Genomic DNA, 21453 nt, shown 5'->3' with positions numbered 1-21453 from the left:
TGGACCGCGGTCTAGGCCCCCGGCTGCGCCGGCTGGGCCACCTTGAGCATCCGGCGCAGGATCTTGCCGGAGGCGGATTTCGGCACGGCGTCGATGAACTCGACGCGGCGGATCTTCTTGAAGGGTGCCACCTTCGAGGCCACGAACTCCTCGACCGCTGCCTCGTTCAGCTCCTCCCCCGCGGGTCCCGGCTGGCGCACCACGAAAGCCGTCGGCACCTCCTGGCCGTCGGCGTCGGAGGTGCCGATCACCGCCGCGTCGGCGATGCCGGGGTGGGTGAGCAGCAGGGCTTCCAGTTCGGCCGGTGCGATCTGGTACCCCTTGTACTTGATCAGCTCCTTGAGCCGGTCCACGATCGAGACCACGCCGTCCGCCCGCACCGTGGCGATGTCGCCGGTGTGCAGGAAGCCGTCGGCGTCCAGCGTGTCCGCGGTGTCATCGGGCCGGTTGAGGTATCCCAGCATCACGTTGGGACCGCGGCACAAGAGGTGGCCCGCGGCGCTGGTTCCCTCGGCGGGGACCTCAATCTCTTCCCCGGTTGCCGGGTCCACGAGCCGGCATTCCATGTTGGGCACGGTATAGCCGACAGAACTGACCGGCACGTCCGTAGCCTCCACCGGAATCAGGTGCGAGACCGGGCTCATCTCGGTCATCCCGTAGCCCTGCAGCACCCGGCAGCCCAGGCGTTCGGCTAGCCGCGTACCCAGTTCACCGTCCAGCGGGGCCGCGCCGGAGAGCGTCGTGTGCACGGAGCTAAGGTCGTACTCCGCCACCAGGGGGTGCTTGGCGAGGGCCACCGCCACGGGCGGCGCGATGAAGAGGTAGCTGCACATATGGTCCTGCACGATGCGCAGGAACTCGGCGAGGTCGAACCTGGGCATCGTGACCAGGCAGGCGCGTTCGCGGAGCGCCAGGTTCAGCAGCACGGTCAGGCCGTAGATGTGGAAGAAGGGCAGCAGCGCCAGCAGCCGGTCCTCGGGCCGTACCTTGAGCAGGCCGCGCGACTGCTCCACGTTGGCGACGAGGTTCCGGTGGCTGAGCATCACCCCCTTGGGCCGCCCGGTGGTCCCGGAGGAGTAGGGCAGCACCGCGACGTGGGTGGCCGGGTCGAAGCTGACCTCCGGGGCGGGCGCGCCGGCGCCGAGCAGGTCCGCCAGCGAGGGGTGGCCCTCGGCTCCGTCGAGCACCACCAGCCGGTCCGCGGGGATCCCGACCCGGCCTGCCGCTTCAAGGGCGGCGGGCAGCAGGACGGACACCGTGAACAGCCAGCCGGCGCCGGCGTCGGTGAGCTGCTTTTCGATCTCGTCGGCCGTGTAGAGCGAATTGACCGGTGTGACGGTGGCGCCTGCCCGCAGCAGGCCGTGGAAGACGACGGTGAAGGCGGGAGTGTTCGGGCACAGGATGGCCGCGACGCCGCCCACGCCCAGGCCTTCGGCGGCGACCGCTCCGGCGAGGGCGTTGATCCCGGTGCGGAGTTCGCGGTAGGTGGTCTCGGCTCCGCTGGTGCCGTCGACGACGGCGGTCCGGTCCAGGTCGTCCTCCCGCAGGCCGCCGAAGAGGTACTCGTAGATGCTGACATCGGGTATATCGACTGCGGGGAACGGGCTCGAGAACACGCGAAATCTCCTTTGATCGGCGTCCGTCGTCGGGGCGGCGGCTGGTGCAACTCTAGTGCCGCGGTCCGCGTACCGACAGGAGCCGCCGGGTTTGACCGCGGTCACGCCGGCTGGTGCGCAGTCTCACCCGGTTTTCGGGGCGTGCGTCCGGGGACGGACGATAAAATTGTAGTTGCCCCCGATGGTGCGGACAGCCCTATCCGCACCACTTTCCGGGAGACACCGATGCCCGTTCCTCAGCGCCGCCAGCTCGTGGGCCACGACATCCTGCTTGCCCGCCACGGCAACCACATCAGCACGATGCGGGTCGACCGCGCCGGCGGCCGCGTGGTCGCGTACCTCGACGACGGTTCGGTGGACAGCGCCCCCAACCTGATTTCCCCCTCGCTGCGGATGCCCGACACGGTGCGCAGCATCCTGCGCGAGGACTGGAAGTTCCTGAGCACGGTCACCGCGGCGAGCTTTGGCTTCGCCGGGCTGGCCTTCGCCGCTGCCGTTGCCGCCGCCGGGTGGGCCGGCGGCCCCGGCGCCACCGAGCTGCTCGCGGCCTACGCCGGCAGCTAGTCCGGCCCGGCTCCGCCTGCACTGGGCGGACCGGCCCGGCTCCGCGCCGACCAATCCCGCGCCGCCCGGCTCCGCACGGACGTTCCCGCCCAGTTACTGCCCGTCCGCGGACGGTACACGCCCGGAAACCCTTGAAACGGCGCGGGTGCGGGTCGGCCGGAGCAGAACTAACTGGGCGGGAGCGTTCGGGCTGCAGTGTCCGGGCATGGCGGGACCCTCCGGACAAGGCAAGACTGGGCAGGAACGGCCCCGGTCCGGCGCAGCGGACCTGGCCACGGACCCCGCCCCGGCTAATCCAGCAGCAGGGCGGGCTCTTCCAGGATCGAGGCGACGTCGGCCATGAAGCGGGCGGACAGGTCCCCGTCCACCACGCGGTGGTCGAAGGAACCGCCCAGGGTGGTGATCCAGCGCGGGATCACTTCGCCGTCGAGGACCCAGGGCTTCTGCTTGATCGTCCCGAAGGCAACGATCGCGACCTCGCCCGGGTTGATGATGGGCGTGCCGGTATCGATGCCGAGGGCGCCGATGTTGGTGACGGTCAGGGTGCCGCCCTGCATCTGCGCGGGCTGGGTCTTGCCGGCCCGGGCGGTGGTGGCGAGCTCGTTGAGCGCGAGGGCGAGCTCCTTGAGCGAAAGGTCCTGGGCGTTCTTGATGTTCGGCACCATGAGGCCCCGGGGCGTGGCAGCGGCAATGCCCAGGTTCATGAAGTGCTTGACGTGGATCTCAGCGGAGTCGCTGCCGTCTTCGGCGTCCACCCAGCTGGCGTTGACGCTGGGGTTGCGCGCCGCGGCCCAGATCACTGCCTTGGCCAGGATCAGCAGCGGCGAAACCTTGATGCCCTCGAAATCGCGGGAGGCCTTGAGCCGCTTGACGAATTCCATGGTCCGGCTGGCGTCCACGTCCACGAAGATGCTCACATGAGGGGCCGCGAACGCGGACTCCACCATGGCGCGGGCGGTGGCCTTGCGGACCCCCTTAACCGGAATGCGCTCAATCCGCTGCGCCTGGGGGCGGCCGGTCTTGCCCCAGAACGAGTCCGCCCGGTCCACCTCGGCGTCACGCTGGGCCTGGTAGCTCACCAGGTCCTCGCGGGTGACCTCGCCGCGGGCGCCGGTGGGGACGACGTCGGCCAGGTCGATCCCGAGGTCGCGGGCGATCTTGCGGACCGGCGGCTTGGCCAGCACCCGGTTGACGAGTCCGCTGATGGCGCCGCCAAGGGTGGGGCGTTGGTCAATGGTCCCCTCGGCCGTCCCGGCCGGTGCCGGCGCAGGCCTCTCCGCCCGGACGACCGCGTCCGGATCGATCCAGATGTCGTGGCTTTCGACCGGTTCGGCCGACGGCGCGACGCTGGCCGCCGCGGCCGGTGCGGCGCTGACCGCGGGGGAAACGGCGGCTGGCAACGCCGGGGAAGCGGGGGCGGAGATCCGGCGCCGGCGCTTGACGGCGTCGGCCTTAGGACCGGACCCGACCAGCGGGCCGCCGGCCGGGGGTCCGCCCGCGTCAACGGGCTCGGCAGTGCCGGGCTCAAGCGTGCCGTACATGGGCGCCGGTTCCGGCGCCTCCAGTTCCGTTGCCTCCGGCGCAGCGGCGGCCGCCGGGGTCGCGGCAGCGGCTGCCGGGGTCGCGGCGGCAGGCGCCGGGGCCCCGGGGCCCGCGTCGGAGACGCTGATGATCGGGGTCCCGACGTCGACCGTCACGCCCTCGGGCACCAGCAGTTCGGTGACGGTTCCGGCATAGGGCGAGGGGAGCTCGACAAGGGATTTGGCCGTCTCGATTTCGCAGAGCACGTCGTTGACCGCCACGGTATCGCCGGCCTTGACCTTCCAGGAGACGATTTCAGCCTCGGTAAGGCCTTCGCCCACGTCGGGAAGGTTGAACTTGTTCACGGTCATGGGGCTCCCCGTCAGTATGCGAGGGCGCGTTCCAGCGCCTCAAGAATGCGGTCGATGTCCGGCAGGTAGTCTTCCTCCACCTTGGCCACCGGATAGGGCATGTGGAAGCCGCCGACGCGGATGACCGGGGACTCGAGCGAGTGGAAGGCACGCTCGCTGACCCGCGCCGCGATCTCTCCGCCGATGCCGCCGAAGGTCGGCGCCTCGTGCGCCACGATGAGCCGGCCGGTCTTCTGCACCGAAGCGGTCACGGTATCGAAGTCGATCGGCGAAATCGAGCGCAGGTCGATCACCTCGATGCTGTGGCCGTCCTCCGCCGCCGCGGCAGCAGCGGCCAGGGCGACCGGAACCAGCGGGCCGTAGGCGACGACGGTGGCGTCCGTTCCGGCACGCAGGACGTGGGCCTTGAACGGGTCCGCGGAGGCACCCGGCGATGCGGTGTCCACGTCGCCTTTGAGCCAGTAGCGGCGCTTTGGTTCGAAGACGATCACCGGGTCCAGGCACTCGACGGCCTGCTGGATCATCCAGTAGGCGTCGTGCGGGTTCGACGGCGTGATGATCCGGAGCCCGGCGGTGTGGGCGAACAGCGCCTCGGGCGACTCTGAGTGGTGTTCGATCGAACCGATGCCGCCGCCGTACGGGATGCGGATGACGACCGGGACGGTGAGGTTGCCGTTGCTGCGCGAATGCATCTTGGCCAGCTGCGTGGTGATCTGGTTGAAGCCCGGAAAGACGAATCCGTCGAACTGGATCTCGCAGACCGGCCGGTAGCCGCTGAGCGCCAGGCCGATCGCGGTGCCGATGATCCCGGACTCGGCCAGCGGGGTATCCACCACGCGGTCCGCGCCGAATTCGCCGATCAGTCCGTCGGTGACGCGGTAGACGCCGCCCAGCGGGCCGATGTCCTCACCCATCAACAGGGTGCGGGAATCGTTGGTGAGCGTCGCGCGCAGGCCCTCGTTGATGGCCTTGGCAATGGTCATGGTGGTCATCGGCGCGTTGCTCCGTCTGTCTCGTGCTGTCCCGCGCCGGCCTCCTGGCCGGCGTCCGGCTCGAAGCCCGCGCTGTACTCCTCGAACCAGGCCAGCTCCTCGGCCACCAGCGGGTGCGCCTCGGCGTAGGTGTTGGCGAAGGCTGTCCGGATGTCCGGGGACCCGAGGTCGTGGATGGTCCGGCGCACATACGCTGCGAGGTCGTCGCCGTCGGCCTTGACCTGGTCGAAGAAAGCGTCGTCGGCGAGTCCCTGGGCGCGGAGATATTTCTCCAGCCGCTCCAGGGGATCCTTCGCCCGCCACTGTGCTTCCTCGTCCGAGCCGCGGTATTTCGTGGGATCGTCCGCGGTGGTGTGGGCCCCCACGCGGTAGGTGAAGGCCTCGATCAGGACCGGGCTCTTGCCCTCCCGGGCCCGCTCAAGGGCCCATTCCGTGACGGCGTGCACCGCAATGACGTCATTGCCGTCGACCCGGATGCCCGGGAAGCCGTAGCCCTTGGCCCGGTTGGACAGCGGGATGCGGGTCTGGACCGCGGTGGGTACGGAGATTGCCCAGTGGTTGTTCTGGCAGAAGAACACCACGGGGGCGTTGAACGAGGAGGCAAAGACCATCGACTCGTGGACATCGCCCTCGGAGCTGGCACCGTCGCCGAAGTACACCATCACGGCGGCCTTGGGCTTCCGGGCGGCGTCCGTTCCGTCCGCTGCGGCGCGCTTCTGGTCGCGCTGGATGCCCATGGCGTAGCCGACGGCGTGCGGCGTCTGGGCGGCCAGGACGAGGGTGTAGAGGTGGAAGTTCGTGTCCTTGGGGTTCCAGCCGCCGTTGGACACGCCGCGGAACTGGCGCAGCAACTCGGCCAGGTCCACGTCGCGGGTCAGCGCGACGCCGTGTTCCCGGTAGGTGGGGAAGATGTAGTCCTGCGGCTGGCTGGCCCGGCCGGATCCGATCTGGGCCGCCTCCTGGCCGGTGAGCGGAACCCACAGGGCCAGCTGGCCCTGGCGCTGCAGCGCCGTGGCCTCGACGTCGAACCGGCGGATCTTGGCCATGTCGGCGTAAAAGCCTCGCAGCTTGCCGGCATCGAGGCGCTCCGCGTAGGCGGAGAACACCGGGTCCGTGCCCAAGGTGCCGTCGGGGCGCAGCAGCTGCACCATGGGCACGTCGGGATCCCCGAGCACGGCCTCGGCCTGCGCCTCAAGCTGGTCGTCCACGCCGGTTCCGTCGAACTCGGTAGCGGGCAGATGTGTGGCGCCCATACCGTCTCCTTGCCTGCGCATCCGAATGCGCCGCCATCGCTGGGATATATGCCGATCCAGGAATACATTCCGGTGCGGGCATATCTTTGGCTTACTCGTCCTTACTTTAGCCGCAGCCTCCGCCGGGCGGGCGTCGTGTTAAGCGCTAGGAACGCCGGGGCGGTTTTGTATACATCGCACACAACTCGAGGAAGCGCGTGTTGGCCTCGGGTTCGCCGATGCTGACCCGCACTCCCTCGTCGCCGAAGGCACGGACGGACAGCGCCCGCTCCCCCGCCAGCGCGGCAAATTCGGCACTGTCCGCACCGAGGTTGAGCCAGACAAAGTTGCCCTGGGCGTCCGGGACGGCCCAGCCCAGCTCGCGCAGCCCGGAAGTCACGCGGTCCCGTTCGTCGACCAGGCTTTGTACCCTTTCTACAACCTGGTCGAAGTGCTCCAGCGAGGCCACCGCCGCCGCTTCGGCGAGCTGGGAGACCGCGAACGGCGTCGCCGTGACGCGCAGGTGCTGGGTCAGGCCGGGCTGGGACACGCTGTAACCCACGCGGAGGCCGGCGAGGCCGTGTGCTTTGGAGAAGGTCCGGAGCACGACCACGTTCGGATACTTGCGGTACATCTCGATGCCGTCGACGGCGTTGTCGGCCCGAACGAACTCCTGGTAGGCCTCGTCGATCACCACCACGATGTCCGAGGGCACGGTCTTGAGGAATCGGTCGGTTTCCTCGGTGGTGAGGATCGGGCCGGTGGGATTGTTCGGCGTGCACAGCAGGATCACCCGGGTGCGGGCCGTCACCGCGGCGGCCATGGCATCCAGGTCGTGCCGGCCGTCAGCGGTCAGCGGGATCTGCACGCTCTGGGCGCCGGCGAGGCCCACGCTGATGGGGTATGCCTCGAAGGAGCGCCAGGCGTAGATCACTTCGTCGGCTTTGCCGTCGTCGTTCTGGCCGGCAAAGGTGGCCAGGAGCTGGTTGAGTGCACCCAGGCTGCCGCCGCCGGTGACGATGTCCTCGGCCGGGACGTCCAGGAAACCGGCGAGCGCCCCGCGCAGCTTGCTGCTCAGCGGGTCCGGGTACCGGTTGATGTCGGTCTGGGCGGCGATTGCCTGCAGCACTGCAGGAATCGGCGGCAGCGGATTCTCATTGGAGGAGAGCTTGTAGCTCGTGAGCCCCTCGACGGGCGCCGGCGGCTTGCCGGCGGCGTAGCGCGGAAGGAGATCTACGACCGGACGCGGGCGGATCCCACCGGCCGGGATGTCTGATGAAGTCATGGCTCTTAGCCTACTTCGCCCTCCTGCCGGCGGGGCGGGCGATGTGACAGCATGGGGCCATGCGCTCACTCTTCGTGCGGGTCATCGTCAACGCCCTCGCCTTGTGGATCGCCAGCTGGATCCTTCCCGGCCTGGACATCTCCACCTCCGCCACCACCGGGGCCGTCGCCGACAGCGGCGTCACCCAGGGCACCGACACGATCGGGATCATTCTGGCGTACTTGTTCATCGGCGTGATCTTCGGCCTGGTGAATGCGCTGGTCAAGCCGCTCGTCAGCCTGTTGTCCCTGCCGCTCACCATCCTGACCTTGGGGCTGTTCACCGTGGTCATCAACGCCGCCATGCTGTTCCTGACCTCCTGGTTGAGCTCCTACACCCCGGTGCACTTCACGATCGACTCGTTCTTCTGGACCGCCGTGTTCGCGGCCATCATCATCACCCTGGTCTCGCTGGTGGCCGGACGGCTGCCCGGTGGCCGGCGGAACTAGCCGGCAAGGGGGAACCGGGCCGCGGACCGGGAGCCGTCGGCACACCCTGGGCCGGCACGGGGTCGCGCCGCAGCGAGAACCTGGTCACCGCCGTCGTCCCGCCCGTCCCGACCACGGCCCCCAGCGCGGCAGTCGAGGCCCGCAGCGAAGGGTCGCCACTGGCTGCGACTGCCTCCGCGCCCGCCGCGTAATTCTCCAGCCGGTGACCGGGGCCCAGCCCCAACTCCTGCGGCGGCGGCAGGACGAGTTCATTGGTCAGGGTCACCGTCACCCGGTCCCTGGTGTCGGCGTTGGGCCGCCCGTCAGCCCCCGGCACCCAGTCGTGCTCGTGCTCCAGGTGCAGGCTGGCGATCCCGGGGCCGGGCGTGATGCCGCCGACCGGGGAACCGGCGGTGAGGACGTACTTCAGATCGAACTCGGCCAGGAACGCCTTGTCCCGGGCCAGGTTCATGGCGTGGATACCGCCCTGGCTGTAGCCGACGGCGGCGATTTGCTCGCCGGCCCGGACGCCGGACTCCCGCAACGCCTGGCGCACGGCCGCGCCCGTTTCGCCAGAGTCGTAACCGAGCCCCTCGGCGATCCCTGCCGCGTCGAACGGGTTGGTTCCCGGCGGCAGGCCGCCCAGCTGGGTTCCGGGCAGAATGACCACCCACGCCCGTTGCGCGCCGCCGTCGACGCTGATGACTTCGATGTCGCCGCTGTTCCGGCCGACGGCGCCGGCACGCCGGAGCAGGCCGGCGGGTGTCAGGTCGACGTCCGCTAAGGCGGTGTCGCTGCCGGTGACCCGCACCGGACGGGGCGCGAGGTGGCTCATGCCGGGCATCGCGGCCAGGTCCCGGATGGTGCGCCGGACGTCCCCGGACCCGGTCAGCGCCGCGGCGGCGGCGTCCGCGGGCCGGGTCAGGCCCAGCAGCAGCGCCAGACTGCCGGCCGCCGCGGCCGTCTGGCCCTCGACCTGGTCGCGTACCCCCGGCAGTTCGAAGAGCCGCAGCCCGGCACCGAACTCCGGGCCGCTGATCCCGATCCGCAGCAGCAGGGCGTTCCGGGCCTCGGTGAACTCGTACTCCCGGTGGCTGGCCCGGACCTGGCCCGCGATGTGCTCCAGTTCGGCCCGCACCCGGCCCACGGCCCGCCCGGCTTCTCCCACGGCGATGATGGCGCCGCTGCCGCTGTTGTACGCGTCGGATTGGTAGTCGAAGAGCGCGCGCCGGACGGCGTCGGCCTCCGCCTCCAGCGCATAGAGCCGGTGCACCGTCACGTCCAGGGCGGCCGCACCGGCGAGCAACTCCTCGAACTGGAAGCTCAGGCCGCCGAGGCCGCCGCGGATCTGCAGTATTCCGTCCGGCGCCGGCGGCGAGGGCCGCGGCACCTCTCCGGAGCCGGACGGGGTGAGCTCGGTCATCAGTACCCGCGCGTGCCCGAGGACAACGCCACCGAACCGGCATGCCGGAGGACCGCCGCGGCAGCGTCCTGGAGCCCGTCACGGCAGCGCCGCAGTGATGCCGCCTGCAGCGCCAGGGTGGTCCGGTACGCGCGCCCGGCCGGGGACTGCCACGCCTGGAGCTCCTGGCGGGCCAGCCCGGCGAGTGCGGCGTCCGCCTCCCGAGCGCAGGCCTCGACCCTGGCCGCCAACAGCTGCACCTCGTAGCTGCGCGAGGCGCAGGCAGCCGCCTCCGCCGCCGTCAACGTCCCGCCCATGGCCCGGGTTCCTTTCCTCTGCCGTGGTGTGCCGCCTTCGAGGGTAGGGACCCGGGACCGGCCCCCGGAACCGGCCGCGGCCGCTATGTGGAAAAGGGCGGCCCGTCACAAGGGCCCGCCCGCTTAAGGCCCGGTGGCTCTTCGTGAAAGAATCGGACCATGCCTGAAACTGCTGCCACAGCTGAGACCCGCACGCCGTCCGGACGCCTGGCCCTCGCCGCGTCCGACCACCAGATCGCGCTCGGCCCGCTTGACGGCCGCTACCAGCCCGCGGTGGCGCCGCTGGTGGACTACCTGTCCGAGGCCGCCCTCAACCGCGACCGGGTCGCCGTCGAGGTTGAATGGCTGATCCACCTGACCAGCAACAGCGTGCTGCCGGGAGCCGGCCCGCTCACCGCCGCGCAGCAGGAGCAGCTCCGCGCGATCGTCACCGAGTTCGACGCGGCCTCGGTCGCCGAACTGGCCGAGATCGAAGCCGTGACCGTCCATGACGTCAAGGCCGTGGAGTACTACATCGGCCGCCGCCTGCCGGGCATCGGAATCGAGCACCTCACCGCCATGGTGCACTTCGGCTGCACCTCCGAGGACATCAACAACCTTTCCTACGCCCTGGGCGTCAAGGGCGCCGTGGAAAACGTCTGGCTGCCCGCCGCCCGCAAGCTGGTCGCCCAGATCGCCGCCATGGCCGAAGCGAACCGCGCTGTGCCGATGCTCTCGCGCACCCACGGCCAGCCGGCCACGCCCACGACCCTGGGCAAGGAAATCGCCGTGAGCGCCCACCGCCTGACCCGGCAGCTGGACCGCATCGCCCGCACCGAGTACCTGGGCAAGATCAACGGGGCCACCGGTACGTACGCCGCGCATGCCGCCTCCGTGCCGGGCGCGGACTGGGAGCAGGTCGCCCGGAGCTTCGTCGAGGGCCTGGGCCTGGACTGGAATCCGCTGACCACCCAGATTGAGAGCCATGACTGGCAGGCGGAGCTGTACGCCGACGTCGCCCGCTTCAACCGCATCCTGCACAACGTGTGCACGGACATCTGGAGCTACATCTCGATCGGCTACTTCGCGCAGATCCCGGTGGCCGGCGCCACCGGCTCCTCCACGATGCCGCACAAGGTCAACCCCATCCGCTTCGAGAACGCCGAGGCCAACCTGGAGATCTCCTCCGGGCTGCTGGACGTCCTCGGCTCCACCCTCGTCACCTCCCGCTGGCAGCGCGACCTGACCGACTCCTCCTCGCAGCGGAACATCGGCGTGGCGTTCGGCCACTCGCTGCTCGCCATCTCCAACGTGGCCAAGGGCCTGGACCGCCTGGCGGTCGCCGAGGACGTGCTCGCCAAGGACCTGGACACCAACTGGGAAGTCCTCGGCGAGGCGATTCAGATGGTCATGCGTGCCGAGGCCGTCGCCGGCGTCGAAGGGATGGAGAACCCCTACGAGCGGCTCAAGGACCTCACCCGGGGCCAGCGGGTCGACGCCGCGCGGATGCAGGAGTTCGTCAAGGGACTGGGCCTCTCCGCGGACGCCGAGGCGCGGCTGCTGGGCCTGACTCCGGGCAGGTACACCGGAATCGCGGACAAGCTGGTCGACCACCTCCGGTAGCCGCAGCGGCTCCCGTCTTTGCCGTGAGTTAACCTTCCGGCGGGCACCCGTTTACGTGCCCGTCAGCGGTCCGCCAGCTTCAACGTCGAGGCTGGAGAAGTTACCGACACGAGGAGATCCCTTGCCGAGCGACAGTCCGTTGCGCGTCATGAGTTTCAACATCCGCTGCGACATCCCGGGGACCCTGCCCGGCCAGGCCGACTACTGGCCGGAACGCGCCCCCGCCCTGCGGGCGGTGCTGGCCGACGAGCTGCCGGACGTCCTGGGCATCCAGGAGGGCCTGGCCCACCAGCTCGCGGTCATCGAGGAAGCGCTGCCCGGGCGCTACCGGATGATCGGGCACGGGCGCGACGGCGGCAGCCGGGGCGAGCATTCGTGCATCTATTACGATTCCCACCGGCTCGCCCTGGAAGAGTGGGACCAGTTCTGGCTCTCGGATACGCCCGCCGTGCCGGGCTCGGCGACCTGGGGCAACGAGGTGACCCGCATCGCCACCTGGGGCAGGTTCCGTGACCTGCGCACCGGCCGGCAGCTGATGGTGGTCAACACGCACTTCGACCACGAATCCGAATACGCCCAGCTGCGCAGCGCCGGGGCGATCATCGGGCACACCGAACCGGGGCTGCCGACGGTGCTGATGGGTGATTTCAATGCCGTGGCGGGCGCCTCCGACACTTACAGCGCCTTGGTGGACAGCGGTGTCTTCCGAGACAGCTGGACCTCTGCGGAGGAGCAGCTCACCCCGGCGTTCGGGACCTTCCTGAACTACAAGGACCCGGTCATCGGGGAACGGCGTATCGACTGGATCGCCGTGACCCCCGGCATCACGGTGGCCGACGCGGCCATCAACACCTTCCGGCTGCACGACCGCTACCCGAGCGACCACGCCCCGATCCAGGCGTCCCTCCTGGTTGCGTAACGTTTCGCCCCGCCCCCGGGCCCGGAGCCTACGGCCGGTAAGATCACAGCCATGAGGCTCTTGCTGATCCGTCACGGCCAGACGCCGGGCAACGTCCTGGGGCAGCTGGATACGGCACATCCGGGACCGGGCCTGACCGGCCTCGGCGAACGGCAGGCCGCCGCGCTGGCGCGGTCGCTGGCCAATGAGGAGATCGGGCTGCTCTACGCCTCCACCCTGCTCCGCACCCAGCTCACCGCCGCGCCGCTGGCCGCCAGCCGGGGCCTGGCGGTCGAGGTGCTGGCGGGGTTGCGCGAAATCGAGGCCGGGGCGCTGGAGAAGCTCACCGACAGGGAATCCCACCTGCGCTACCTGGGCACTGTCTTCGCCTGGACGGCCGGTGAACTGGACCGGCGGATGCCCGCCGGTCCGAACGGGCACGACTTCTTCGAACGCTACGACGACTCGATCGCGCAGATCGCCGACGCCGCGGCCGCGCGCGGGGGCGACGACGCTACCGTCGCCGTCGTCAGCCACGGCGCAGCCATCCGGGTGTGGACCGGACTGCGGGCCGGAAACGTCGAGGCGGAGTTCGCCGCGCGGCACGTTTTGGCCAACACCGGCATCGTGGCGCTGGAAGGCGACCCCGACGCCGGTTGGCGGCTGATCCACTGGGATGACAGCCCGGTGGGCGGACTGGCGCTGGCGGACCCGACGGCGGACGACCCTACCGGCCGCCCTGCCTGAAGGCCCGTTTAGCCCTCCCGGGCAGCCCCAGCAGTCTGTCCCGCACCGGCACGACGTCTTCCGCGAGCGCCAACCGGGCCATGGCGGACGAGGCCACGCGCACTGCCTGGGTCCGCAGCATCCTCCGCCTGGTGTACGCCTGCAGTGCCGCTGGCAACGGGCGCGTGTTAAGCAGCTCAGCCAGCGTCACGGCGTCAATCAGCGCCTCACAGGCGCCGCGTCCCAGGTTGGGAGTCATGCCGTGCGCCGCGTCCCCTACCAGCACCGCACCGCCCCGCCGGTAGCTGCCCGGAGAGGGGACGGTCCAGACCCGCTGCGCCAGCGTTGCCGGCGGGGTCACCGCCGCCAGGATACCGCCGACGGCGGGCGCCGACCCGAGGAACCGCCTGCGCGTTAGTTCCAGTGCCTCGTCGACGTCGACGTGACCGGGCCCCAGCTCGGAGCGGAAGGAGGCATACCAGTAGGTCCGGGAGCGGGATGCCGGCGCTATGCCGAACAGTTGCCCGCGGCCCCAGTATTCGCCGCCGCCGTCGGGCGGTACCGGCGCCTCAACAATGCCGCGCAGGGCAAGGTAGGGGCTGAGCCGGGCGCCGTGGCGTTCGCCCCAGACACTCCGGCGGACAAAGCTGTGCACACCGTCCGCTCCGACCACCAGGCCCTGTTCCGGTAATGTGGCCACCCTGCCGTAGGCTCTGGCCACCGACGCCGGGACCGACGCATCCAGCAGCCGGAGCAGGTCTGCCCGCGAGACGCCGACGACCCCTCGTGCCGCGGCCTCGACAAAGATGGCCCCGGAGCCGTTGCGGAGTGCCATCCTTCCGAAGTCCACGCCCGCCGCACGGACGGCCGGGAGTATCCCTATCTTGTCGAGGGCACGCTGGGCCTCCGGCCACATGGCCAGGGAGGTCTCTACCGGCGGCACTTCTTCCCGCGCTTCGTGGACAGTTACCCGAAACCGGTCAGGGTCGAGGTGCGCGGCGAGGGCCAGTCCCGCGATGCCGCCGCCGATGACCGTTATAGTCTCCATGCCCAGAGTGTACGGCTGCGCGTCGGGCCAATGGCTGCGCCCCCGGTCCTAGCGGCCGGCGGGCCAGCCGGTGTAGGCCTCCGCGAGGTAGGCACGGCCGTGGCGCGAGGACACCACCGAGTTGAGCTCGCCCAGCTGGCGGGCGCGGGAGAAGTCGTCGGCTTCGGCCGGGGTGTGCAGCATCGAGGTCATCCAGTAGGAGAAGTGCTGGGCCTTCCAGACGCGGTCGAGGGCACGGTCGCTGTACACATCAAGGAGCCTGGTGGATCCGGTCTTGTAGAAGCTGTCCAGGCCCTCGAAGAGCACCCGCACGTCCTGGATCGCGAGGTTCAGGCCCTTGGCGCCGGTCGGCGGGACGGTGTGCGCCGCATCGCCGGCCAGGAACAGCTTCCCGTGCCGCATCGGGGTGTGGACGAAGCTGCGGAACTTCAGGACGGTCTTGTCGATGACCGGACCCTCCTTGAGTTCGAAGCCGTTGCCGTTGACCCGGCTGCGGAACGCCTCCCAGATCCGCTCGTCATCCCAGTTGTTGACGTCCTCTCCCGGGTCGCACTGGAAATACATGCGCTGCACCGTCTCGGTCCGCTGGCTGATCAACGCGAAACCGTTCGCGGAGTTGGCATAGATCAGCTCCTCGGAGCTGCGTGGCGCCTCGGCCAGGATGCCGAACCAGGCGAACGGGTACTCGTGGAAGTACCACTTGCGGTCGGCCTCCGGGATCTGCATGCGGCAGTGGCTGCGCGACCCGTCCGCGCCGGCGATGAAATCGGCCCGCAGCTCGTAGTCGGTGCCGTCCGCATCCGTGAACCACACGGTCGGCGAGCCGCCGTGGATGCCGTGGATGCTGGTGTCCGTGGCGCTGTAGCGGACGTCGCCGCCGTCGGCCTCCCTGCGGGCGGCAAGATCCATGAACACGTCCGTCTGGGGGTAGAGCCAGACCGATTCGCCCACGAGGTCCTGGAAGTCGATGCGGTGGCTTTCACCGTTGAACCGCAGCTCGATGCCGTCGTGGCGGTCGCCGTCGCGGAGCACCCGGTCAGAGACGCCGCTGTCGACCAGGAGGTTGACGGTGCCGTGCTCGAGGATGCCCGCCCGGACGGTTTCCGAGATCTCCTGCCGGCTGCGCAGCTCAATGACGGTGGAGTCGATGCCCTCTTTGGCCAGCAGGTGGGAGAGCATGAGCCCGGCCGGACCGCCGCCGACGATCGCGACCTGGGTGGTGATGACTTTTCGGCCTGCCATGGGTTCCTCGCTTCGTTGCGGTGCCGGACCGGATGCCGGGGGCGTCCGGTGCCCGGGTTGGGACTTCCTGGCTACCAGTGTGCGGCCGGCAGGGTGATCAGCGTTACACCTGTTCCATTGAACGGAACGGAGTGGCGGCGCGGGTATCGCCCAGCCGCCTGCCGATCCCGCGGGCCGCGGTCTGCAGTGCCGGAACGAGCGCCTGGAGCCGCACCTCCTGCAGCGGAACCACGACGCCGAGCGCCGCAACGGCCCGCTTCCTCCCGTCATGCACCGGCACCGCGATCCCCCAGGTGTCCGGATCCACCACACCGGCGAGCTCGGCGAAGCCCTGCCGGGCGGTGTCCGCCAGGAGCGCCCGGACGTCCGCGGCCCGAAGGCGCCCGGCCGGGTCGTCGAAGCCGCGCAGGTAGGCCGCCTGCACCGGAGCCGGCTGGTGCGCCATCAGCGCCAGCCCGGCAGAGGAAAGATGCACCGGCATCCGGCCGGCAACCTTGGCCCGGTTGGCCACCGACCCCCGGCGGGACAGCCGCTCCACGAACAGGGCGTCCCAGCCGTCCAGCACAGCCAGGTTCACGTTCTGGTTCAGCACCTGCTGGATGTCCTCCATGAAGGGCATCGCCGCCTGCCGGAGGGCCAGGGTGGGCGAGTTGCGGTTCACCAGCTCCCACAGCCGCAGCCCCAGCCGGACCGAGCCGCCGTTGCCCAGCTCCAGCAGCCCGTGCCCGGCCAGCTGGCGGGCCAGCCGGTGTGCGGTGGTCAGCGGCAGGCCGGCCCGGTCCGCGAGCTCGGAGAGCTGCAGGGCCGTGGAGCCCTCGGGGAACGCCGCGATCAGGCGCACCACGCGGTCCACGACGGAGTCCCCGCTGGCGGAGTTGGCCATGGCGTCACTTTCGTTGAATGGATTCTGCATCCACTGTACGCCGCCGGTGGGGGACAGGCAGGCCCGGCTACAGGGCCCGGTTGAGGCTGCGCCGGAGCAACCAGGCGCCGAGCAGCAGCAGGGCCGCGGCCATGGCCGCCAGGACCCCAAGCTGGGGAAGGATGTCGCCCAGGGTGCCGCCCCGGCGCTGGATGGCGGCCAGGGCGTCGTAGGCCCAGCGATGGGGTGTGGCGTAGGAGATCGCGGCCAGCGTGTCCGGGAAGAACTCCGGCGGCACCATGCAGCCGCCCAGGCCGCCGAGGACGAGGCCGCCGCCCACGCCGACGCCGGCGGCCGCGGAGTCATGGTCGATCACCGAACCGATGATCATCGCTGCCGCCGCCGAGACAGCGCAGAAGAGCACCAGCACCAGGGCGGAGAGCCAGAGGTTCCCCCACTCGACCCCGAACAGCAGCGCCGTGCCGGCCATGATGAAGCCACCCTGGACGGCGGCGATGGCGAACCTCCCCAGCGCCTGCCCGGCGACAACCTGGCCGCTGGAAACCGGGGCGGACATCACCCGGCCCACCACCCCGAACCGCCGGCCCTGGATGAGCGTCACCGCCCCGGTGAGGGAGCTCAGGAAGACAAAGAGGAGCACCTGCTGCGCGGCGCCCAGGTCGAATCTGCCCAGCCCGCGGAAGGCCCGGGTGACCTCGTTGGTATCGACGATCTCTACGGTCGGCACCGCCGTCTGCGCCGCGGCCCGGTCCAGGGCTTGGCGTGCATTTGCCTCGGGGACCCCGGCTCCGGCCAGGGCGGCGAGCTGGCCCCGGCCCAGGCTGACGGCCTGCACGGCGGTGCGGACCTGCTGCAGGACGGCCTGCGCCGAAGACTGGGAAGCCATCACGACGCCGAGCTCCGCCGTCCGCCCGGCCTCGTAGGCCTGCCCGTCTGCCTCGTCCAGGAACAGCGCGACGTCGGTGCGCCCGCGGCTGAGGTCCGCACGCGCGGCATCCGCTCCGCTCGCGGTGACGGCAACGCCGGCGGACCGGAGTTCCGCGGCGAGGGCACTGGCGAGGCCGCTTTCGGGTCCGGCGATGGCCACCTTGCCCTGGCCGCTGCCCGCGCCGAATTGCGAACCCAGCAGCAGGATCAGCATGAGCGGGAAGATGAACACGAAGAAGATGTTCGACCTGTCGCGCAGGAAGCGCCGCAATTCGACCGCGGCGATGGCAAGCAGGGGGCTCATGCCTGCGCCCCCCGGTCCGGCAGGAGGCGGGAGCCAAGCAGCCCGGCCGCGGCGAAGGCGGCCATCACCGCGACCGGGCCCGCCACATCCCTGAGGCTTCCGCCGCCGGCCGAAATGCCGAGGCCCCGGATGAACGCGCCGATCGGGTTCAGGTCCAGCAGCGTGGCGGCGAAGCCGGTGCCCTGGACCGGGAAGAACGCCCCGCCGGCGATGCCCAGCACCATGGCCAGGATGGACTGCGCCACGTTGGCCTGCTCCGCCGTCCGGACCAGCCGGGCGACGACGAACGTCAGGCTGGTCGCCGCAGACACGACGGCGAGGATCAGGACGGCCACCACGGCCGGGGATCCGAAGGAGACGCCGAAAAACCAGGACCCGGCCGCGAGCAGGACGGTGGTGGCGACCACTCCGAGGATGAATCCGGTGCAGGCCTTGGCCGTGACCACCGTGGTTCCGGTGATCGGCATCGAGCGCAGCCGGGCCAGGGTGCCCTGCTCCCGTTCCGCCAGCAGCCCCAGGACGCCGAAACCGACCGTGAACATCAGGAACAACCCGGCCTGGCCGGCCACGAGCGTGCCGCGGAGGGAGAGCTGTTCGGCGGCGGCCCGTTCCTCGGTCAGGGTCAGCAGCGCCGGTCCGGCCGCGGCCTGCTGGGCCAACGGCCCGAGCTCCCCCGGCGGCAACCCGGACAGGCCGCCGGCGGCCGCTGTCACCGATCCGGCGGCGAACTGGTCCACCACGCCCTGGACCACGGAGACCAGCACGCCGGCTTCCAGTGTTCCGCCGTCGCCCTGGATCAGCTGGACCGAGGCGGCCTGCCCGGACAGCACGGCCTGGGTGAACCCCGCGGGGACAATGATGCCAAGATCCGCCCCGCTGGCCTTGGTCTCTGCGCGGACGTCCGCGGCGGGGACCCGCCTGACGGTGACGTCCATGGTCTGAAGCGACTCAACGGCGCCGAGCAGCTCGGCGCCCAGCCGGTCGCCGTCGTCCGCGCTGGCGACGACCGTGGCCGGCTTCAGCTCGACCGTGTCCCCGCCGAGGCCGCCGAACACCAGGCTCAGCACACCCATCAGGGCGAGCGGGACGATCAGGGAAAAAATGAAGACGGACTTGTCCCGGATGCGCTGGCGCAGGTCGTTCGCGACCATGGTCCACAGGCCGCGCATCTCAGTCCCTCAGCGCTTTGCCGGTGAGGTGCAGGAAGACGGACTCGAGGTCGGGGCGGACGACTTCCACCGAGGTGACGGACATTCCGGCGTGGCCGGCGCCGGTCACGATCCCGGCGAGGGCGGTGGGGCCGTCGCTTACGGTCAGCAGAAGCCCGGTCCCGTCGCTGTCGACGCGCCGGACCGCCGGCAGCGCGCGGAGGGCCTCCGCGGCCCGGGCCATACTTCCCCCGCCGCGCAGGTTGATCCGGTCCACGCCGCCGGTGAGGGTGATCAGCTCGTCCCGGGTGCCCTCGGCCTGGATCCGGCCCTCGTCAATGATCGCAATCCGATCGCAGAGCCGCTCGGCTTCCTCCATGTAGTGGGTGGTGTAGAGGACCGCCATGCCTTCGACCGATAACCGTTCCACGGATTCGAGGATGGCGTTCCGGGACTGCGGATCCACCCCGACGGTCGGCTCGTCCAAGATCAGCAGGCCGGGCCGGTGGAGCAGGCCGATCCCGATGTTCAACCGGCGCTTCATGCCGCCCGAGTACTTTTTGGTCAGGTCGCCGGCCCGGTCCGCCAGGCCGATCAGCTCCAGCACCTCGTCGGCGCGGCGGGTCAGTTCCTTGCCGGTGATCCCCTGCAGCCGGCCGAAGAACAACAGGTTCTCCCGTGCGGTCAGGTCCGGGTAGATCGCCAGTTCCTGCGGGACCAGCCCGATGGTCCGCTTGGCCTCCGTCCCGGCCGGGGTCATGGGCCGCCCTGCCACGTGGACGGTGCCGTCGTTGGCGGGGATCAGGCCCGCGACCATGGAGATGATGGTGGTCTTGCCGGCGCCGTTGGGTCCGAGCAGCCCGTAGGTTTCGCCGGCGCGGATGTGGAAGGAGACGCCGTCGACGGCGGTCAGCTCACCGAACCGCTTGGTGAGGCTGTGGACCGCCAGCACGTCCCCGGTGTGTATTTGTCCTGCTTCCACGTCATCCCCCCAGAGTCCTTCCCAAGGCTAGCCTGCACCTCGGTCCGGGCGGGGCACAGAGTCCTTTGGACCGGCGGCGTGTCTTTCGGCCCGCACGACGCGCGGCAGGCGCCGGTGCGGGGCCGGACAGGACCGGCTGCGGATCAGCGGGGCGGCAGCGCGGGGCGGGAGCGCAGCCGGCGCCAGACGGCCGGTGCGAGGACGACGGCGACGCCGACCGCGGCGCCGATGACGGTCTCCAGGAACCGGTCGCGCAGCAGGATACCCGCCGGCGCCGGGGCCACGAGCAGGGTCGAGACCAGCGCCAGCGGGGTGACGAAGACCTGGGCCAGCATGTACTGCCGGGCGATGAACATTTCGGCGCCGAACTGGCAGGCGGCAATCACCAGCACCGTCTGCCAGGGGGCTGGCTCGAGCACCAGGATCAGGGCCAGCAGCACGAGCCCGAGCGCGGTGCCGATGATGCGCTGCAGGCCGCGGCTGATGCGGTGCCGGGTCGTGTGCCCCACGAGCGGGACGACGGCGGCCACCATGGCCCAGTAATTATGGCCGAAGCCCAGCCGCTCGCCGGCCAGAGTCGCCAGGCTGCCGGCCAGGCCGGCCGCAACGAGGTAACCGACGGCCTCCAGCCGTGCGGCGCGGCGCTCCGGGGAGCTCAGCCGCACCGGCAGCGGCCAGGACCACGGCTGGCGCCGGCCGCGGACCACGCGGGAGGACAGGCCGACCAGCAGGGCGAACGCGACCGTCACGACGGCCGTCAGCATGCCCTGCCAGAGCGGGGGCTGGTGCGGGATGGAGGCGATCGCGGCGAAGGCGAAGATGTGGAACAGCGACCCGGCCGGGCGGAGCCGCCACCAGGCGACCACCAGGGAGCAGCCGCCGGCCACCAGCGTGGTGGCGAGGACTTGGAGCCAGACCGTTCCGGCCGCGCTGAGCGAGAAGGCCGCACCCGCCCGCGCCGTCAGGGCACCGAGCAGGATCACGGCGAGCATGAGCGTTCCCGCGCGCAACTGCAGGACCAGGCGCCGGCCGTGGGGCTCGTTGCGGCCGTAGATCCCGGCGAACGCACCAAAGGACGCGAAAATGGCGAGGTCCAGGCGGCCGAGCAGCACGAGGGTGATGAGCGGGACGAAGACCCCGACGGCGCAGCGCAGCGCCACCTGGTGGTCCTTGTTGGCTGGAGCCATGGTGAGCATTTCGGCTAGCAGCTTCACAGACGGAACCGGCCTCCCTTTGCAGTCAATTGAAGACGACGGCGGCTCTGGCATCCTTCCTCAGCCTACGCCCGGGAAGCGCCGCTCCGGGGATAGGATTCCATTGGCCGGAATCAGCGGGCCGCCGTCGAAGTGGTAGCGTCGAGCGGTTGAACCAGCTAGACGGCACCTCCGGAGGACCCCCATGCTCAAAGGATTCAAGGACTTCATCCTGCGCGGCAACGTGATCGAACTGTCCATCGCCGTCGTGGTCGGCACGGCGTTCACCGCCCTGGTCACGGCCTTTACGACGAACATCGTGAACCCGGTCATCGCGGCCGCCGGCGGTGTCCACACGGAGGGTCTCGGCTTCCACATCTGGCCCGGCAACGACAAGACCTTCGTCAACATCGGGGCAGTGCTGACCGCCTTCGTAACGTTCCTGATCACTGCGGCGGTGGTCTACTTCATCTTCGTGGCGCCGATGAACCGGATCAACAGGATGGTCAAGCACCGCCTGGCGGCCCCGGAACCCGAGGAGGACCCCGTCTCGCCGGACACCGCGCTGCTGGCGGAGATCCGCGACCTGCTGGCCGGGCTGTCCGGCGCCGCCCAGCCGTCCGGGAACGGCGCGGCTGACGACGGCGGCCGGCACGCCGCCGTCGGGCTCCCCGACGGCGAAGTTCCCGCCGATAACCTCGCCCGCAGCGGCGCGCCTTCTCCCCGAACGTAA

The 21453-nt window shown here is 70.4% G+C and carries 20 protein-coding genes; 6 read left to right on the top strand and 14 right to left on the bottom strand.

The genetic code is table 11. The features are described from left to right. Positions 1-11: 11 nt before the first annotated feature. On the bottom strand, positions 12-1616 hold the full coding sequence (locus ASG71_RS03160; protein WP_056736975.1) for an AMP-binding protein: 1605 nt from the start codon (positions 1614-1616) through the stop codon (positions 12-14). A gap of 225 nt (positions 1617-1841) precedes the next feature. On the opposite strand from ASG71_RS03160, the gene ASG71_RS03155 reads away from it, so the two are divergent. Next, positions 1842-2180, top strand: coding sequence for a hypothetical protein (locus tag ASG71_RS03155; protein WP_056736973.1), 339 nt, complete (start codon positions 1842-1844; stop codon positions 2178-2180). Positions 2181-2470: 290 nt separating this feature from the next. Here ASG71_RS03155 and ASG71_RS03150 read toward each other — a convergent pair whose 3' ends face one another. From ASG71_RS03150 to ASG71_RS03135, 4 genes are all read right to left on the bottom strand, one after another. Further along, the gene (locus tag ASG71_RS03150) at positions 2471-4072 is read right to left on the bottom strand and encodes a dihydrolipoamide acetyltransferase family protein (protein ID WP_056736971.1); all 1602 of its coding nucleotides are present in this window, start codon (positions 4070-4072) and stop codon (positions 2471-2473) included. 11 nt (positions 4073-4083) lie between these two features. Then, complete coding sequence (locus ASG71_RS03145) at positions 4084-5064, bottom strand: alpha-ketoacid dehydrogenase subunit beta (RefSeq protein ID WP_056736969.1); 981 nt, start codon at positions 5062-5064, stop codon at positions 4084-4086. Further along, positions 5061-6317 carry a pyruvate dehydrogenase (acetyl-transferring) E1 component subunit alpha gene (gene pdhA / locus ASG71_RS03140; RefSeq protein ID WP_056736966.1) on the bottom strand — a complete coding sequence of 419 codons (1257 nt, stop codon included), beginning with the start codon at positions 6315-6317 and terminating at the stop codon, positions 5061-5063. The genes ASG71_RS03145 and pdhA overlap by 4 nt, the downstream gene beginning before the upstream one ends. A gap of 145 nt (positions 6318-6462) precedes the next feature. Then, positions 6463-7581, bottom strand: coding sequence for a histidinol-phosphate transaminase (locus ASG71_RS03135; RefSeq protein ID WP_056736964.1), 1119 nt, complete (start codon positions 7579-7581; stop codon positions 6463-6465). A 59-nt stretch (positions 7582-7640) separates the two neighbouring features. On the opposite strand from ASG71_RS03135, the gene ASG71_RS03130 reads away from it, so the two are divergent. Continuing rightward, positions 7641-8069: a phage holin family protein gene (locus ASG71_RS03130; protein WP_056736962.1), complete on the top strand. Its 429-nt coding sequence runs from the start codon at positions 7641-7643 to the stop codon at positions 8067-8069. Here the strand turns inward: ASG71_RS03130 and ASG71_RS03125 are convergent. Further along, a complete protein-coding gene (locus tag ASG71_RS03125; protein ID WP_200947920.1) occupies positions 8017-9471 on the bottom strand; it encodes a hypothetical protein in 1455 nt (484 codons plus the stop codon). The two genes, ASG71_RS03130 and ASG71_RS03125, sit on opposite strands and share 53 nt — an antisense overlap. Next, complete coding sequence (locus ASG71_RS03120) at positions 9471-9767, bottom strand: hypothetical protein (protein WP_056736960.1); 297 nt, start codon at positions 9765-9767, stop codon at positions 9471-9473. Before ASG71_RS03120 ends, ASG71_RS03125 begins: the two co-directional genes overlap by 1 nt. A 159-nt stretch (positions 9768-9926) precedes the next feature. Here ASG71_RS03120 and purB point away from each other — a divergent pair, with 159 nt between their 5' ends. The 3 genes from purB to ASG71_RS03105 all read left to right on the top strand — a co-directional run bounded on the left by purB (position 9927) and on the right by ASG71_RS03105 (position 13014). Next, complete coding sequence (gene purB / locus ASG71_RS03115; RefSeq protein ID WP_056736958.1) at positions 9927-11369, top strand: adenylosuccinate lyase; 1443 nt, start codon at positions 9927-9929, stop codon at positions 11367-11369. A 121-nt stretch (positions 11370-11490) separates the two neighbouring features. After that, a complete protein-coding gene (locus ASG71_RS03110; protein WP_235563908.1) occupies positions 11491-12288 on the top strand; it encodes an endonuclease/exonuclease/phosphatase family protein in 798 nt (265 codons plus the stop codon). Between the two features lie 51 nt (positions 12289-12339). After that, complete coding sequence (locus tag ASG71_RS03105) at positions 12340-13014, top strand: histidine phosphatase family protein (RefSeq protein WP_056736953.1); 675 nt, start codon at positions 12340-12342, stop codon at positions 13012-13014. Here ASG71_RS03105 and ASG71_RS03100 read toward each other — a convergent pair. The 7 genes from ASG71_RS03100 to ASG71_RS03070 all read right to left on the bottom strand — a co-directional run bounded on the left by ASG71_RS03100 (position 12995) and on the right by ASG71_RS03070 (position 20741). Continuing rightward, the gene (locus ASG71_RS03100; protein WP_200947919.1) at positions 12995-14041 is read right to left on the bottom strand and encodes an FAD-dependent monooxygenase; all 1047 of its coding nucleotides are present in this window, start codon (positions 14039-14041) and stop codon (positions 12995-12997) included. The genes ASG71_RS03105 and ASG71_RS03100 overlap by 20 nt on opposite strands. A gap of 48 nt (positions 14042-14089) precedes the next feature. Further along, the gene (locus ASG71_RS03095) at positions 14090-15283 is read right to left on the bottom strand and encodes a 4-hydroxybenzoate 3-monooxygenase (protein ID WP_056736949.1); all 1194 of its coding nucleotides are present in this window, start codon (positions 15281-15283) and stop codon (positions 14090-14092) included. Positions 15284-15386: 103 nt separating this feature from the next. Then, complete coding sequence (locus ASG71_RS03090; RefSeq protein WP_056736947.1) at positions 15387-16166, bottom strand: IclR family transcriptional regulator; 780 nt, start codon at positions 16164-16166, stop codon at positions 15387-15389. 67 nt (positions 16167-16233) lie between these two features. Continuing rightward, positions 16234-17397 carry an ABC transporter permease gene (locus tag ASG71_RS03085; protein WP_056736945.1) on the bottom strand — a complete coding sequence of 388 codons (1164 nt, stop codon included), beginning with the start codon at positions 17395-17397 and terminating at the stop codon, positions 16234-16236. Continuing rightward, a complete protein-coding gene (locus ASG71_RS03080) occupies positions 17394-18566 on the bottom strand; it encodes an ABC transporter permease (RefSeq protein WP_235563907.1) in 1173 nt (390 codons plus the stop codon). The genes ASG71_RS03085 and ASG71_RS03080 overlap by 4 nt, the downstream gene beginning before the upstream one ends. A gap of 1 nt (position 18567) precedes the next feature. Then, a complete protein-coding gene (locus ASG71_RS03075) occupies positions 18568-19527 on the bottom strand; it encodes an ABC transporter ATP-binding protein (RefSeq protein ID WP_056736942.1) in 960 nt (319 codons plus the stop codon). Between the two features lie 143 nt (positions 19528-19670). Next, complete coding sequence (locus tag ASG71_RS03070; protein WP_056736940.1) at positions 19671-20741, bottom strand: FUSC family protein; 1071 nt, start codon at positions 20739-20741, stop codon at positions 19671-19673. A gap of 184 nt (positions 20742-20925) precedes the next feature. On the opposite strand from ASG71_RS03070, the gene mscL reads away from it, so the two are divergent. Continuing rightward, positions 20926-21453 carry a large conductance mechanosensitive channel protein MscL gene (gene mscL / locus ASG71_RS03065; RefSeq protein WP_082574778.1) on the top strand — a complete coding sequence of 176 codons (528 nt, stop codon included), beginning with the start codon at positions 20926-20928 and terminating at the stop codon, positions 21451-21453.

This window comes from Arthrobacter sp. Soil763, assembly GCF_001428365.1.
In the GTDB taxonomy this organism is placed as follows: domain Bacteria; phylum Actinomycetota; class Actinomycetes; order Actinomycetales; family Micrococcaceae; genus Arthrobacter.
The sequence above is the reverse complement of the archived record's forward strand: the minus strand, read 5'-3'. Positions and strand labels throughout refer to the sequence as shown.